Origin of the sequence: Rhizobium sp. EC-SD404 (genome assembly GCF_902498825.1) — a bacterium.
In the GTDB taxonomy this organism is placed as follows: domain Bacteria; phylum Pseudomonadota; class Alphaproteobacteria; order Rhizobiales; family Rhizobiaceae; genus Georhizobium.
The window spans coordinates 2,696,939-2,711,577 of record NZ_LR701459.1 but is presented as its reverse complement, the minus strand read 5'-3'; the positions used below and the strand labels follow the sequence as shown (position 1 = coordinate 2,711,577).

17 protein-coding genes are annotated in these 14,639 nt (G+C 61.8%); 11 read left to right on the top strand and 6 right to left on the bottom strand.

Going from position 1 to position 14,639, the window contains the following annotated elements; all coding sequences use genetic code 11:
- The first annotated feature begins 191 nt into the window (after positions 1–191).
- On the top strand, positions 192–458 hold the full coding sequence (locus GC125_RS13850) for an usg protein (protein WP_151986176.1): 267 nt from the start codon (positions 192–194) through the stop codon (positions 456–458).
- A gap of 21 nt (positions 459–479) precedes the next feature.
- Here the strand turns inward: GC125_RS13850 and GC125_RS13845 are convergent, their stop codons facing one another.
- Positions 480–1,775: a hemolysin family protein gene (locus GC125_RS13845; RefSeq protein ID WP_151986175.1), complete on the bottom strand. Its 1,296-nt coding sequence runs from the start codon at positions 1,773–1,775 to the stop codon at positions 480–482.
- Positions 1,776–2,044: 269 nt separating this feature from the next.
- On the opposite strand from GC125_RS13845, the gene GC125_RS13840 reads away from it, so the two are divergent.
- The 4 genes from GC125_RS13840 (at position 2,045) to GC125_RS13825 (ending at position 5,054) form a co-directional block, all read left to right on the top strand.
- Positions 2,045–3,448 (top strand): MATE family efflux transporter, encoded by a 1,404-nt coding sequence (locus GC125_RS13840; RefSeq protein ID WP_151986174.1) that lies wholly within the window; start codon positions 2,045–2,047, stop codon positions 3,446–3,448.
- A 97-nt stretch (positions 3,449–3,545) separates the two neighbouring features.
- Entirely contained in the window at positions 3,546–4,403 is an 858-nt protein-coding gene (locus GC125_RS13835) for an urease accessory protein UreD (RefSeq protein WP_151986173.1), read from the top strand.
- A 31-nt stretch (positions 4,404–4,434) separates the two neighbouring features.
- Positions 4,435–4,737, top strand: a complete 303-nt coding sequence (locus GC125_RS13830; protein ID WP_126009920.1) for an urease subunit gamma — start codon at positions 4,435–4,437, stop codon at positions 4,735–4,737.
- An 11-nt stretch (positions 4,738–4,748) separates the two neighbouring features.
- The gene (locus GC125_RS13825) at positions 4,749–5,054 is read left to right on the top strand and encodes an urease subunit beta (RefSeq protein ID WP_151986172.1); all 306 of its coding nucleotides are present in this window, start codon (positions 4,749–4,751) and stop codon (positions 5,052–5,054) included.
- Positions 5,055–5,086: 32 nt separating this feature from the next.
- Here the strand turns inward: GC125_RS13825 and GC125_RS13820 are convergent, their stop codons facing one another.
- The gene (locus GC125_RS13820) at positions 5,087–5,728 is read right to left on the bottom strand and encodes a hypothetical protein (protein WP_151986171.1); all 642 of its coding nucleotides are present in this window, start codon (positions 5,726–5,728) and stop codon (positions 5,087–5,089) included.
- A 142-nt stretch (positions 5,729–5,870) separates the two neighbouring features.
- Between GC125_RS13820 and ureC the strand changes: the two genes are divergently transcribed.
- The 6 genes from ureC to ureG all read left to right on the top strand — a co-directional run bounded on the left by ureC (position 5,871) and on the right by ureG (position 10,483).
- Positions 5,871–7,583, top strand: coding sequence for an urease subunit alpha (gene ureC, locus GC125_RS13815; RefSeq protein WP_151986170.1), 1,713 nt, complete (start codon positions 5,871–5,873; stop codon positions 7,581–7,583).
- Between the two features lie 86 nt (positions 7,584–7,669).
- Positions 7,670–8,116, top strand: a complete 447-nt coding sequence (locus tag GC125_RS13810) for a host attachment family protein (RefSeq protein WP_151986169.1) — start codon at positions 7,670–7,672, stop codon at positions 8,114–8,116.
- Positions 8,117–8,165: 49 nt separating this feature from the next.
- A complete protein-coding gene (locus tag GC125_RS13805) occupies positions 8,166–8,576 on the top strand; it encodes a DUF2177 family protein (protein ID WP_151986168.1) in 411 nt (136 codons plus the stop codon).
- Between the two features lie 38 nt (positions 8,577–8,614).
- Complete coding sequence (locus GC125_RS13800) at positions 8,615–9,175, top strand: urease accessory protein UreE (RefSeq protein ID WP_151986167.1); 561 nt, start codon at positions 8,615–8,617, stop codon at positions 9,173–9,175.
- Positions 9,162–9,851, top strand: a complete 690-nt coding sequence (locus tag GC125_RS13795) for an urease accessory protein UreF (protein ID WP_286165654.1) — start codon at positions 9,162–9,164, stop codon at positions 9,849–9,851. Before GC125_RS13800 ends, GC125_RS13795 begins: the two co-directional genes overlap by 14 nt.
- Complete coding sequence (gene ureG / locus GC125_RS13790) at positions 9,848–10,483, top strand: urease accessory protein UreG (protein WP_151986166.1); 636 nt, start codon at positions 9,848–9,850, stop codon at positions 10,481–10,483. The genes GC125_RS13795 and ureG overlap by 4 nt, the downstream gene beginning before the upstream one ends.
- Before the next feature lie 6 nt (positions 10,484–10,489).
- Here the strand turns inward: ureG and GC125_RS13785 are convergent, their stop codons facing one another.
- The 4 genes from GC125_RS13785 to GC125_RS13770 all read right to left on the bottom strand — a co-directional run bounded on the left by GC125_RS13785 (position 10,490) and on the right by GC125_RS13770 (position 14,485).
- Positions 10,490–11,239 (bottom strand): proteasome-type protease, encoded by a 750-nt coding sequence (locus GC125_RS13785; RefSeq protein ID WP_151986165.1) that lies wholly within the window; start codon positions 11,237–11,239, stop codon positions 10,490–10,492.
- A gap of 105 nt (positions 11,240–11,344) precedes the next feature.
- A complete protein-coding gene (locus tag GC125_RS13780; RefSeq protein WP_151986164.1) occupies positions 11,345–12,139 on the bottom strand; it encodes a transglutaminase family protein in 795 nt (264 codons plus the stop codon).
- Between the two features lie 2 nt (positions 12,140–12,141).
- On the bottom strand, positions 12,142–13,080 hold the full coding sequence (locus tag GC125_RS13775; RefSeq protein ID WP_151987917.1) for an alpha-E domain-containing protein: 939 nt from the start codon (positions 13,078–13,080) through the stop codon (positions 12,142–12,144).
- A gap of 7 nt (positions 13,081–13,087) precedes the next feature.
- Positions 13,088–14,485, bottom strand: coding sequence for a circularly permuted type 2 ATP-grasp protein (locus GC125_RS13770; RefSeq protein WP_199864704.1), 1,398 nt, complete (start codon positions 14,483–14,485; stop codon positions 13,088–13,090).
- Positions 14,486–14,639 lie beyond the last annotated feature (154 nt).

Below are 14,639 nucleotides of genomic sequence, written 5' to 3'. Positions count from 1 at the left end.
CAGGCACCCGCGCATCCTGGGCTCGCTCCAATCGAAACAGGCATTCGGATGGTGTCAGCAGTCGATGGTCCGTGCTGCTAACACACTGAATCGACGAAGTTTTAAATGATACTTCGCATATTCGATCTGGACCGAAAACGCGAAGCAGCGCACACTTTTCTCATCGGATGACAGCTATGATGAGGAAAAGCATGCAGTCAGCATTCGAAAAGCAGATGGCGGGCTACGGCCTCACCACCGCCCACATTCTCTACCGCCTTCCGGACCATCCTTCCCTTCTCCAGACCTATATCTGGCAGGAATACGATCTCGCTCCAGATTTTCCCGAAATGCGCGGCTTCCTCAAGTTTTGGGAAACGACGCTGGAAGGGCTGCTGCACTCGGTGCGATACACCCATCAAAGGCTGATCGAGCCGCGCGAGTGGCGAACCGTCAAGGGCGAGTTCATCCTTCACTAGGCAGCGACATCGTCAAGCCGGTTAAGCGTCGGTGGCGGCGCCGATTTGCGCTGCTAGGACCTTGTCGATGCGTCGGCCATCCAGGTCGACCACTTCGAAGCGCCAACCCTGCGCCTGGAAGTGCTCCCCGGCTTCGGGGATGTGGCCGAAGGATTCCAGAACGAAACCGGCCAGCGTCGCGAAGTCGCCGCGGTTGATGGACACGCCGGCAAGCACGCGGTCGACCTCGTCGATCGGCATGGCGCCGTCCAGCAGCCAGGAGCCATCGTCGCGCTGCACGGCGTAGGGCAGATCCTCGCCTTCGCGCTCGGGTAGGTCGCCCGCGATGGCAACCAGAATGTCCGTGGGCGTGATGACACCTTCGAAGGAGCCGTATTCGTCGATGACGATCGCCATGTGGATCGGCGAATCCCGAAAGCGCTCCTGCAGCTTCAGGACGCTCATGGTTTCGTTGACGTAGAGCGGTTCTGCGATGCGCGCCTCGATCTCGTCGTGCGTCGGCGCGCGTCCGAGCGAGATCAGCGATTTGACGTGAAGGATGCCCACCACGTCGTCGACATCGCCGCGGCAGACGGGAAAGCGTGAAAAGCCGCTCGCGACGATCTCTTCCATGATGGTCTCGATCGGGTCTTCGATCGACAGCCATACGGTGTCGGGGCGGGGCACCATGATGGTGCGCACGTCCCGGTCGGCCAGGCGCAGAACGCCGTCGATCATGTCGCGCTCGGCATGCTCGAAAACACCGGTCTTGGCGCCTTCGGCAATAAGCGCCTTCACTTCCTCTTCCGTAACCGTCGCTTCTTCGCTCGGCTTGATCCCGAGGAGCTTCAGGAGCGTTTCGGTCGACAGGCGCAGGAACCAGACGATCGGGGCTGCGATCACCGCAAGAATCGTCATCGGACCGGAGACGAAGCTCGAAATGGCTTCCGAGTGATTGAGCGCGATGCGCTTTGGGACCAATTCGCCGACGATCAGCGACAGATAAGTGGTGATCGCAACGACGATCGTGAAGGCGATCGCGAACGCGCTTTCTTCGATGAAGGAGACTTCGCGCAGCACGTTTGCAAGCGGATCTGCGAAGGTCGCGCCGCTATACGCACCGGCGACGATGCCTATGAGCGTGATTCCGATTTGGACGGTGGAAAGGAAGCCCGTTGGGTCTTCGGCAAGCTTGAGTGCACGGCGGGCCCCCTTGCTGCCATTGTCGGCCATCTGTTCCAGGCGGATCTTGCGGGATGAAACGAGCGCCATTTCGGACATCGCGAAAAACCCGTTGAGCAGGATCAACAGGAACACGATCAACAATTGCAGATACATTGATGGGGTTGCCGGCCGTCCGGCTCCTCTGATTTGCAGCGTCGCTGGCAAGAAGCCGCCGCTGTCCCTTCAGGATTTACGGGTTCTGCCGCCGATGTGCAACTGCTGCTGGCGTTTTGTGACATGCGCGAAACTTCACGCAGGATGCTCGGAGGCATCAACAACTGTCATCGCTGAAGCGTTTCTTCCTGGTGTCGTTTCGGTTAAGGAGAGCTGCTTGCGCTGCCGTGGCCAGAGGGCCGGCGCGCCGTTTTCTATCGGAGCCTACCATGGATACCCGCGTCGACGCCCTGACCGTCGAGCAGACAGCCATTCGACCCGGCCTGACCTGGGCCGGCCATGCGCGCGCGAGCATGCTGCTCGCGACGCCGCTGATCGGCGCCCAACTCGGCCACATGGCGATCAACATCAGCGACACGGTGATGGTCGGGTGGCTCGGCGCGACGGAGCTGGCAGCCACCGTTCTGGCGACGCAGGGGTTCTTTCTCGTCTTCATCTTCGGCGTCGGGTTCGCCCAGGCCGTGATGCCGGTCGCCGCCAGCGCGGAGGGGCGGGGCGATATCCGTGGCGTGCGCCGTTCGGTACGCATGGGTCTTTGGGTGCTGATGCTCTTTGCGGCGCTCGTCATGCTGCCGATGTGGCACACCGAAACGATCCTGCTGTCGCTCGGCCAGCAGCCGGCCATCGCCGCGTTGGCGGGGGAATACATGCGCGTCGCGCAGTGGGCCATGTTCCCGGCGCTGATCATGATGGGGCTGCGTTCCTATCTGGCAGTCGTCGGCAAGGCCCATGTCCTGATGTGGGCGACGTTCGTCGGCGTCTTTCTCAATATCGGGCTGAATTACCTCTTCATCTTCGGCAATTTCGGTTTTCCCGCGCTCGGCATCGTCGGCGCGGCGGTCGCGTCGCTCGGCACAAATCTTTTCGGGGCGGCCTGGCTGTTCTGGTACACGAGCAGCAAGGATGTGCTGAAGAAGTACGAGCTTTATGTCCGCTTCTGGCGTCCCGACTGGCCGGCGTTCTTCGACGTGGTCCGGCTGGGCTGGCCGATCGGGCTGACCATCATCGCCGAAGCGGGCCTCTTTGCGGCCTCTTCTATCATGGTCGGCTGGCTCGGCACCATTCCGCTCGCGGCGCACGGCATCGCGCTGCAGCTTGCGTCCATCGCATTCATGATCCCGCTCGGTCTCTCCAGCGCGGTGACGGTGCGGGTCGGCGTCGCCCACGGCCAGCGCGACTGGACGGGACTGCAGCGTGCGGGATGGTCCGGCGTTGTCCTCGCTGCGGCGATCGGCCTTGCGGCGGCAATGACCTTTCTGATCATCCCGGGCGTGCTGGTTGGCTTCTATATGGACGAGAGCAACCCGAACGCCGCCGAGGTGATCGCCTTTGCCGTTCCGCTGCTTTACGTGGCCGCGGCCTTCCAGATCGTCGATGGCATCCAGGCCGTCGCAGCGGGCAATCTGCGTGGACTGAAAGACACGCGCATGCCGATGATCATCGCGATCGTCAGCTACTGGGTGATCGGTCTTCCGGCTGGCTACGTCTTCGGTTTCCCGCTCGGCTTCGGCGCCATGGGTATCTGGTTCGGACTTGCGGCCGGACTGACGGTTGCGGCCGTTTTCCTGTCGTTGCGCTTCAGCAAGCGCGAACAGCTCGGGCTCATCAACTAGAGCCCGAGCGCACAATTTGCATGCAGCCTTGTCCTGCGCTCAGGATTTGCGCATTCCGCCGTTGCGCATGGAATGCCGTTGGGTAAACTCGGCGCGCATGCTTCAGATCAGTCCCAACATGCTTTCGGTTGCAGACACGGCGCCCACGCTTCAGCGTGCGCGGGGCGATGGCCGTATCGCCGTCAAGAGCGTCGGCGGCGTCAACCGGCTGGCGGTGCTCTATCAGGATGGATGCGCCAAGATCCGATTGCCGCGGGCAGGGCCGGGTGCACCCCTCGAGGCGGTTTTGATCAATACCGCCGGTGGCCTGACCGGCGGCGACCAGATGATGTGGTCCATTGCCGTCGGCGAGGGCGCCGGAGCAAGTGTCACGACACAGGCCTGCGAACGTATCTACAAGACGACGGGCCCCGCCGCACGCGTCGAGACCCGTGCCGAGGTCGCTGCCGGAGCAAGCCTTGCTTTCCTGCCGCAGGAAACGATCCTGTTCGATCGCTCCTCTTTCGAACGCTCTTTGTCGGCCGATCTCGCTCCGAGTGCGCGTTTGCTAGTGGTCGAGCCGCTCGTGTTCGGAAGACAGGCGATGGGCGAGGATGTGCTGGCGGCCCATTATCGCGACCGCTGGCGCATCCGGGTCGGGGGACGTCTCGTGCATGGCGAGGATGTGGCGCTCGATGGCGATGTTCAATCGCTTCTCGGCCACCGCGCCGTCGCCAACGGAGCGCGCGCGATCGCGACTGTACTGGTCATCGGCAGCGACGTTGAGGCACAGCTCGATGCGGCGCGCGGCATCATCGGTGATGATGGCGGCGCCAGCGTGTGGCGCGTCGGCGGAAGTGGCAAACTTCTTGCCCGTATCACCGCACCGGGCAGCTATGAGCTGCGCAGACGGCTGATACCGCTGATTGCCCTGCTCAATGGGCGGGCAGGCCTGCCTAAAATCTGGACGACATGAGCCGCATTCCAGGCTCGAGGATTGGATCGACATGAATTTGACGCCGCGCGAAAAGGACAAACTGCTCATCTCGATGGCTGCCATCGTCGCGCGCCGTCGATTGGAACGGGGCGTGAAGCTGAATTATCCCGAGGCGATCGCACTGATTACCGATTTCGTGGTGGAGGGCGCGCGAGACGGGCGCCCCGTGGCGGAACTGATGGAAGCGGGTGCCGGCGTCATAACGCGGGAGCAGGTCATGGAAGGCATCGCCGAGATGATCCACGACGTTCAGGTCGAGGCGACGTTTCCGGATGGCACCAAGCTCGTCACCGTCCACCAGCCCATCCGTTAGGAGCCGCGATCATGATCCCAGGTGAAATCATCACGGCCGAAGGCGACATCGAGCTCAATGCCGGCGCTGAAACGACCACGATCACCGTGGCGAATACCGGCGACCGGCCCGTCCAGGTCGGTAGCCACTATCATTTCTTCGAGGCCAATCCCGCGCTTCGGTTCGACAGGGACAAAGCACGCGGAAAGCGTCTCGACATAGCCGCAGGAACGGCGGTGCGGTTCGAGCCCGGGCAGATGCGTGATGTGTCGCTGGTGCCGATTTCCGGCAACCGCACCATCTACGGGTTTCGCCAAGAAATCATGGGCAAGCTTTGATCGCCCATGCGCTCCAGTTGCCGACGCCGCAATTATTGCGGCTGAGCGGCCGGTTCGTCGACGTCGGCCGGCGCGTCTGTCTCGGCAGGCGCTTCACTTGCGGCCGGCATTTCGCCTCCAGCCGGCGCTTCCGCGTCGTCCTCGGCGGGCGCTTCATCGCTGCCTTCCAGCGTCTCGTCGCTGACGCCGGAATCAGGAGCGACGCCGCGCACGAAGATCGTGGCATTCGGCTCGTCGAGCAGAATGGACACCACGTCGGCGATATTGACCCGCTGCGAATTCAGCGCGTTGTAGAAGATCGCGCTGCCCTCGATGCCGTTCTGCAATTCATTGATGCGCTCGTCGTTTTCGGCGACCGCCTCTTCCAGTTCGGCCGGCGCGCCACCGTCCATCATGTCGCTCAGGTAGACGACGTCGATGCGCTCCATGTTGGTGATGATCTTCACCCGGTCGACGCTTTCAGGCAGATTTTCGATCGACGCCATCAAGTCTTCCAGCCTTTCGGCGGCACGCGTACCCGCAACCGAGATCTCGGAGTCAGCGATGCTTTCGGACGGATCCTGGCTGTCGAAGCTCTGCGCCTGAACGAGACCGGAAAAGGCGAGCGCTCCGGCGAGAATGGTCGCCGCCAAGAGCCTGCCGCCATGCGCGTTTCGTCTGCTCGTCGTGGTCACGTTTTCCATCCTGACAAAGATTGCTGTGGCAATTCGAATTGCGCCCAAGGCGCTTGCCGCGCTCATAGCCCAGTTCGGGGTTCGATGTCGAACGTGATTGTTCTCGCTTCGCTTTTCAATATGCATCAAGGGAAACATTGCCATGCCCGCCAGGATTGACCGCGCTTCCTATGCCGACATGTTCGGCCCGACCGTCGGCGACAAGGTGCGCCTGGCGGACACCGAACTCTTCATCGAGGTGGAGGCAGACCATACGATCTACGGCGAGGAGGTGAAGTTCGGTGGCGGCAAGGTCATCCGCGACGGGATGGGCCAGAGCCAGGTCGCCCGCGCCGACGGAGCCGTCGACACGGTCATCACGAATGCTCTCATCGTGGATTATACCGGCATATACAAAGCCGATATCGGGCTGAAGGACGGCATCATCGTCGCCATCGGCAAGGCCGGCAACCCCGATACCCAGCCCGGCGTCACCATCATCGTCGGTCCAGGAACGGAAGTTATCGCCGGCGAGGGCAAGATCGTCACGGCAGGCGGTTTCGATTCCCACATCCACTTCATCTGTCCGCAGCAGATCGAGGAAGCGCTGATGTCGGGGCTGACGACGATGCTCGGCGGCGGCACCGGCCCCGCCCATGGCACGCTCGCCACCACCTGCACGCCGGGGCCATGGCACATCGGCCGGATGATCCAGTCCTTCGATGCGTTTCCGATGAACATCGGCATTTCCGGCAAGGGCAACGCCTCGCTGCCGAAGGCGCTCGAAGAGATGGTGCTCGGCGGAGCGTGCGCGCTCAAGCTGCACGAGGACTGGGGCACGACGCCGGCGGCGATCGATTGCTGCCTGTCGGTTGCCGATGCCTTCGACGTGCAGGTGATGATCCACACCGACACGCTCAACGAAAGCGGCTTCGTGGAATCGACGATCGAGGCGCTGAAAGGCCGCACGATCCACGCGTTCCATACCGAAGGGGCAGGAGGCGGCCACGCGCCGGACATCATCCGGGTCTGCGGGCTGGAGAACGTCATCCCGTCCTCGACCAATCCGACGCGGCCCTACACGGTCAACACGATCGCCGAGCATCTCGACATGCTGATGGTGTGTCATCACCTTTCGCCATCGATACCGGAGGATGTGGCCTTCGCCGAAAGCCGCATCCGCAAGGAGACGATCGCCGCCGAAGATATCCTGCACGATCTCGGTGCCTTCTCCATTATCGCGTCTGACAGCCAGGCCATGGGGCGCGTTGGCGAGGTGATCATCCGCACCTGGCAGACGGCGGACAAGATGAAGCGACAGCGCGGAAGGCTGCCCGGCGAAACCGGTGACAACGACAATGCGCGAGTGAAGCGCTACATCGCGAAATACACCATCAATCCCGCCATCGCCCACGGCATCAGCAAGCACATCGGCTCGATCGAAGTCGGCAAGCGCGCCGATCTGGTTGTCTGGGATCCGGCCTTTTTCGGCGTGAAGCCGGCCATGGTTCTGCTCGGTGGCACGATCGCCGCTGCTCCCATGGGCGATCCCAACGCTTCGATCCCGACGCCGCAGCCGGTGCACTACCGGCCGATGTTCGGCGGTTATGGCGGCGGTCCGGCCGCCTCGTCGGTCACCTTCGTATCGCAGGCGGCTCTCGACGACGGGCTGAAGAACCGACTCGGCGTCGCCAAGGGCATGGTGGCGGTGGAAAACACCCGCGGCGGCATTTCGAAGCGTTCCATGAAGCTCAACGATGCGCTGCCGCACGTCGAAGTTGACCCGGAAACCTATGAAGTGCGGGCTGACGGGGAACTCCTGACCTGCGAGCCCGCGACCGTGCTGCCGATGGCCCAGCGTTATTTCCTGTTCTGACCAAATGCCGCATTTCTGACGTCGATCAATGAGGAACTTGATCAGCCGCTTCACGTTGGCCCTCCATTCAACCACGGAGGTCGAACATGAGCGGTATCAATCTCAAGCACGATGGCTGGGTCGTCGTGGCCGATGGAGAGAAGGCGCTGTTCCTGCGCAACGAGGGCGACGGTGAGCACCCGAACCTCCAGGTTTTCCGGGAGATAGCGCAGGACAATCCGCCGACGCGCGAGCAGGGCACAGATCGTCCCGGTCGCGTGCATGAGTCCGCCGGAACTGGCCGGTCGAGCGTGGAGCCAACCGATTGGCAGCAACTGGGTAAGGAGCGCTTTGCCAAGGAGATCGCAGAGCGTCTGTACAAATACGCCCATGCCAATCGTTTCGACAAACTGGTGCTGGTCGCGCCGCCGAAGATTCTCGGCGAAATGCGTGAGGCGATGCACCAGGAAGTGCTCGATCGCATCGTCAGCGAGATCCCCAAAACACTGACAAATCACTCGATCGATAAAATCGAAAATCTGCTTCTGCACTAGCTGCGTATTGAAGATTAGCGAGCATCAACGCCGCGGCTGAGGGCACATCATGAAATTCGTTTGGGTCTACCTCGTCGCGGCGGTCGTTTTTCTGGCGATCGATGCCATCTGGCTCGGCTACGTGGCACGTGATTTCTATAAGGACCGGCTGGGGTCGCTGCTTCTGGATCGCCCGCGCTTCGGCATCGCCGCCGGTTTCTACGCGATCTTCGTCATCGGCCTGATCTATTTCGCCATCGCCCCCGGCCTTAACGCCGGCAGTTTCTGGCTAACGGTCTTCAATGCCGGCCTTTTCGGCATGTTCTGCTACATGACATATGACGCAACGAACCTTTCCACCATCCGCGGTTTCGATACGACAGTCGCCATCGTCGATACACTGTGGGGTACCGCCCTCAGTGCCTTTACGGCCGGGGTCACCTATTTCATCGCCCGCACCTTCTCCCTCTGGCACGGATGATGCATCTTCACTCCCGGTAGCAACCACCGGGAGCCGAAATGGAAAGAGCGAGTTCAGTCCTGAGAAAGGGCGAGTGGTCGGGTGAAGCTCGCGACAGCGTGACGCTCGACGAGACGGCGCGCAATCGGCGGCGTCTGCGGCTTGCAAGCGATGGCGGCCTGGAATTCCTTCTGGATCTTCCGCATGCGGTGCTGCTGCGCGATGGCGACGGCTTGCAGCTTGCGGGAGGCGAAGTCGTCATCGTGCGATCCAAGCCGGAAGAACTTTATGACGTTCGGGCACAGGAGCTATCACCGCGCGCGCTTCTACGGCTGGCTTGGCACATCGGCAACCGCCATCTTCCGTCCCAGATATTCGACGATCACATCCTGATCAGGCGCGACCACGTGATCCGGCAGATGCTCGAAGGACTGGGAGCGATCGTGACCGACATCACCGCTTCTTTCGATCCGGAAGGCGGAGCCTATGACGGCGACGAGCACAGTCACGGTCACGGCCACGGCCATCACGACCATGGACCAGGGCACGGCCATTCCCACGGGCACGAGGATCACCACGGAAAACATCAAGGGCACCATCACGACCATGATGCTCACTGAAGCGCAGGCTCAGCGGCGCAGCTTGATGCGGCTGATGGCGTGGCTTTCGCCCGCCTTTCCGACCGGCAGCTTCAGCTACAGCCACGGGCTGGAGTCCGCGGTCGATGCCGGCCTTGTCAGAACGCGTGACGATCTCGCGGACTGGCTTTCCGATCTTGTTGCGCGGGGGTCGGGCTGGAACGACATGGTGCTCGTTGCCGAGGCCTGGCGGTCATGCGCCGATATTGGGCGGATCGACGAGCTCGGCGAACTCGCCGAAGCTTTGGCAGGATCCGCCGAACGGCATCTGGAAACCATGGCGCAAGGCGCGGCCTTTTTGGATGCGGCCGGAGCACGCGCCTTCATCATCGCCGATGATCGAGACACACTGCCCGCCGAACTGGCCTATCCCGTCGCCGTCGGTTTGGTGGCCGGCAGGGAGGGCGTGCCGCTTGCCGATACGCTGACGGCCTTCTCCCATGCATTCGTCTCCAACCTCATTCAGGCTGCACTCCGGCTCGCGCCCATCGGCCAGCGGGACGGCGTCAGGGTGCTTGCATCGCTGGAGCCGCTTATCGCCCAAACTGCCGAGCGCGCGTCCGCTGCCGGCCTCGACGATTTCGGGTCCTGCACGTTCCGATCCGAGATCATGTCACTTCGACACGAAACACTTCATTCAAGGCTTTTTCGCTCATGACACATTCTCCACACGGCCCGCTACGCGTCGGTATTGGTGGTCCTGTCGGCTCGGGCAAGACCACGCTCACCGAAAAGCTCTGCAAGGCGATGGCGGCCGAATTTTCCGTCGGCGTCGTCACCAACGATATTTATACGCGCGAGGACGCCATGGCGCTGGTGCGTATGCAGGCGCTGCCGGAGGACCGCATCATCGGCGTCGAGACGGGCGGCTGCCCGCATACGGCGATCCGCGAGGATGCCTCGATCAACCTGCGCGCCATCGCCGAGCTCAACCGCCGGCACCCGGACCTCGATGTCGTCTTCATCGAATCCGGCGGCGACAATCTTGCGGCGACCTTTTCGCCCGATCTCGCGGATTTGACGCTCTACGTCATTTCGGTGTGCCAGGGCGGTGACATTCCGCGAAAGGGCGGGCCGGCCATCACCCGTTCGGATCTTCTCATCGTCAACAAGACCGATCTTGCGCCCTATGTGGGCGTGGATCTGGAGCAGATGGACCAGGATTCCGCGCGGATGCGCAGCGAAAGGCCCTACGTTTTCACCGATCTCAGCCGCGCCAAGGGCGTTGCCGAGATCGTCGATTTTCTGGTCCGGGAAGGTGGCTTGGAGCGACGCGCTGCTGCCGAGTAATCGGCTTCAGTCCGTGCTGCTCAAGCCCTGATAGTTCGGAAGGCGCTGAAAGGCTTCTCGCAGCGCTTCCGACCAACCATCTGAAATTGCCTGATAGTAGGGGTCCGAAGCCATCAGCCGCTTCTGCGCGCCACGGTGCAGGGAGCCGGTGTCGTAGGTCTGGATGTCCAGCGGCAGTCCGACGGACAGGTTCGACTTGAGAGTCGAGTCGAACGAAACGATGAGAAGCTTTGCCGCTTCCTCGAAGCTCATGTCGGGGTCGTAGGCGCGCACCAGGATCGGCTTGCCGTATTTGTGCTCGCCGATCTGGAAGAACGGATTGTCGTCCGTCGCCTCGATGAAATTGCCTTCGGGATAGATCAAATACATCCGGCTTTCACCGCCCGCGATCTGGCCGCCGAGGATGAACGTCGCGCCGAAGCTGGATTCGCTCTTGAAACCCCCGCCCACGGCAATTTCGCGGATCACGGAACGCACCGTGTCTCCGACGAGCTTTGCCGCCTGGAACATGGACGGTACTTCGTAGATATCAGGCTCGCGTTCGCCGGCTGTCTTGTGCCGCTCTTCGAGCATGCTGACGACGGTCTGCGTCGTGGCGAGATTGCCAGCCGACAGCAACGTGATCAGCCGGTCGCCCCTGCGCTCCCAGGTGTACATTTTTTTGAACGAAGAGACATTGTCGACCCCCGCATTGGTCCGGGTGTCGGACATGAACATCAACCCGCGCTTGAGCCGAAGACCAACACAGTAGGTCATCGCTTACGTCACCCCGCCATCAGATTACCGGCCACCCCCGACCGTCTTCGTCACCCTTTACGCGCCTCGGCGCGACTCAGATGTATCCGAATTTCGCGAGCCGAATTACTGCTCCACCGTTATCGCCACGGCAAGCGTTTCGGTGGAATTTCCATGGCGGATACCGGAAACCGGAGAGACGTCGACGAAATCGAGACCGGTCGCGATGCGGATATAGCGCTCGTCCGGCGAGATGCCGTTCGCAGCATCGAAGCCGACCCAACCGAGACCTTCGACGAAGGCTTCGGCCCAGGCATGCGTCGCCACCTGCTCGGTGCGGTCGTCCATCAGCAAATAGCCTGACACGTAGCGCGACGGAAAATCGAGATAGCGGGCAGCGCTCAGGAAGATGTGGCTATGGTCCTGACAAACGCCGCTGCCGTTCTCGAGCGCTTCCTCTGCGGTCGTCTGGGCGTCGGTGGTTCCAATCTCGTAGGCCACCTTGTCGCTGATCGTCGCCATCAGCCCATGAAGCCGCTCCAGCGGTTCCTTGCCCGGGATCGAGCGGGCCAGATCGCGGATGGGCTTGCCGGCGCGGGTCAGGTGGGTGTCGCGCAGGTAGAGCCAAAGCGGCGCATAGCCCACATGCGGGCCGGAGACGCCGTTCACGTCTTCCGTCACCACCTCGCCATGCGCGACGATCCGGATCATGTGGGGATCGCCTTCGGCCGACAGGAGCTGCGTCAGATTGCCGAAATGGTCGTCATAGGTCACTTCGACCCGCGCACCTTCGATGTCGGTCTGCCAATTGATCACCGTCTGCCCGCGTCCGGACCGCGGTGTCAGTCGCAGCCGCTGAAGCGCGTAGTAGATGGGGATGTTGTAATTGTATTCGGTCGAGTGGCTGACCCGGATTTGCATGATCAATAGAACCTGTAGGCTTCCGCGATCTCTTGGCCGAGACGGCTGTTGCGTCGGATGAAGTCTTCCAGAAACTGGTGCAGTCCGCCGTCGATGATGGCCCGAATATCACGGTTCTGCAGGGTTTCCAGTATTTCAAGCGCAGTGTCGTGCGCTCCATGCCGGATGCCATATTCCGTTTCCAGATAGCCGAGATTGTTGGTGATCTTCTCATGGCAGTAGGCGAGCGAGCGCGGCATGCGCCCGTTCAGGATGAGGAAGTCCGCGATGTTCGTGGGATTGAGATCGGATTCGTAGACCCAGCCATACGAACGATGCGCCGAGACCGACCGCAGGATCGACACCCACTGCACGTTGTCCAGCGATGAACCGACATAGGTCACCGCCGGAAGCAGCAGATAGTATTTGACGTCGAGGATGCGAGCCGTGTTGTCGGCGCGCTCGATGAAGGTGCCGATGCGCGAGAAGTTGAAGATCTCGTTGCGCAGCATCGTTCCGTGGAAGGCGCCGCGGATCAGGCCCGTCCGTTGCTTGATGAGGTCCAGTACACTCGGCAGATCCGCATCGCGAACGCGGCGCGAGAGCCGAGATGTCAGGTCGATCCAGCACTCGTTGGTGCTTTCCCAGGCCTCACGGGTCAGGGCGGTGCGAACCATGCGTGCGTTCGACCGGGCTTCGTGGATGACCGAAAGCACGCTGGACGAGTTGCGCTCGTCGCGCAGCATGAAATCGATGGCATCCGCGCCTGTCACCGAGCCATAGTGCTGCAGGAAATTCGCCTCGACGCCGGCGCTCTTCAGCACCGACGTCCATTCATCGTCGGAGCCTTTCGCGGCGGTGAGCGACATGCGCACCCCGGCATCGATCAGGCGGGCGGTGTTTTCTGCCCGCTCTATGTAGCGGAACATCCAGAAAAGGCCGTTGGCTGTGCGTCCGAGCATCATCGCATCAATCCTCCAACACCCAGGTGTCCTTGGTGCCTCCGCCTTGGCTGGAGTTGACGACGAGCGAACCGGCCTTCAATGCGACGCGCGTCAGACCGCCCGGAATGATCTGGATGCGGTTTGGTGCAACGAGCACGAACGGCCGCAGGTCCACGTGACGCGGCGCGACGCCCTTCTTGACGAGGATCGGGACGGTGGAGAGCGATAGGGTCGGCTGAGCAATATAGTTGCCCGGCCGCGACTTGAGCTTGGCGGCGAATGCGCTGATTTCCTTTTTGGACGACGTCGGGCCGACGAGCATGCCGTAGCCGCCGGAGCCGTGAACCTCCTTGACGACCAGTTCTCCGAGGTTCTCCAGCACGTATTTCAGCGTGTCCGGTTCAGAGCATCGATAGGTCGGTACGTTCTCGAGAAGCGGCTTGCGGCCCGTATAGAACTCGACGATTTCCGGCATGTAGGAATAGATCGCCTTGTCGTCGGCTATTCCTGTGCCGGGCGCATTGGCGATGGTGATGTTGCCCGCGCGGTAGACGTCCATGATCCCGGCCACGCCGAGTGCCGATTCCGGCCGGAAGGTGAGGGGATCGAGAAAATCATCATCGACGCGGCGATAGAGCACGTCGATGGGCTTGTAGCCTTGGGTGGTGCGCATGGCGACGCGACCGCCAATGACCCTCAGGTCGGGACCTTCTACCAGTTCAACGCCCATTTGGTCGGCAAGGAACGCGTGTTCATAATAGGCCGAGTTGTAGATCCCGGGCGTCAGCACGGCGACGCGCGGCTTGTCCGTGCAGCCAGGGGGCGCCGATGCCTCGAGGCTCTGGCGCAGCAGCATCGGATAGTTTTCGACCGGCCGAACGCGCACCCGGTGAAACAATTCCGGGAACATCTGCATCATCGTTTCCCGGTTCTCCAGCATGTAGGAGACGCCGGAAGGCGTGCGGGCGTTGTCCTCGAGAACGTAGAATTCGTCTTCACCGGTGCGCACGATGTCGGTGCCGATGATGTGCGTGTAGACGCCGCCCGGCGGCCGCATGCCGATCATTTCCGGAAGGAAGGCAACGTTGCGCTCGATCAGATGACGCGGCACGCGGCCGGCGCGGATGATTTCCTGTTTGTGATAGATGTCGTCGAGAAACGCGTTGAGTGCCGCGACACGTTGCTCGATCCCTTGGGCGAGCCTGCGCCATTCGCGGCCGGAGATCACCCGGGGTACGATATCGAAGGGGATGATGCGCTCAGCGGCTTCTTCCTTGCCGTAGACGGCGAAGGTGATGCCGGTCTTGCGGAAGATGGCCTCGGCATCACGCGACTTCGTCAGGAGTCTGGCGTGGTCCTGCTCGCCGTACCAGGACATATACTCCGAATAGGGCCCGCGGGGCCGGTCGTCTGCATCGAGCATTTCGTCGAACGGCAAATCAAAGCTCCCTCTTTTCAGTCATGAAAGAGCAAAGCGGGAGGCTTTGCAAGCGGCTGCGAGCAGAGGCAAAACAATGCCTTAAGCTGAGGCGTGGTTGCACAAGCTTTGATCATGCTTTGACAGGTTGCGCCAGCGC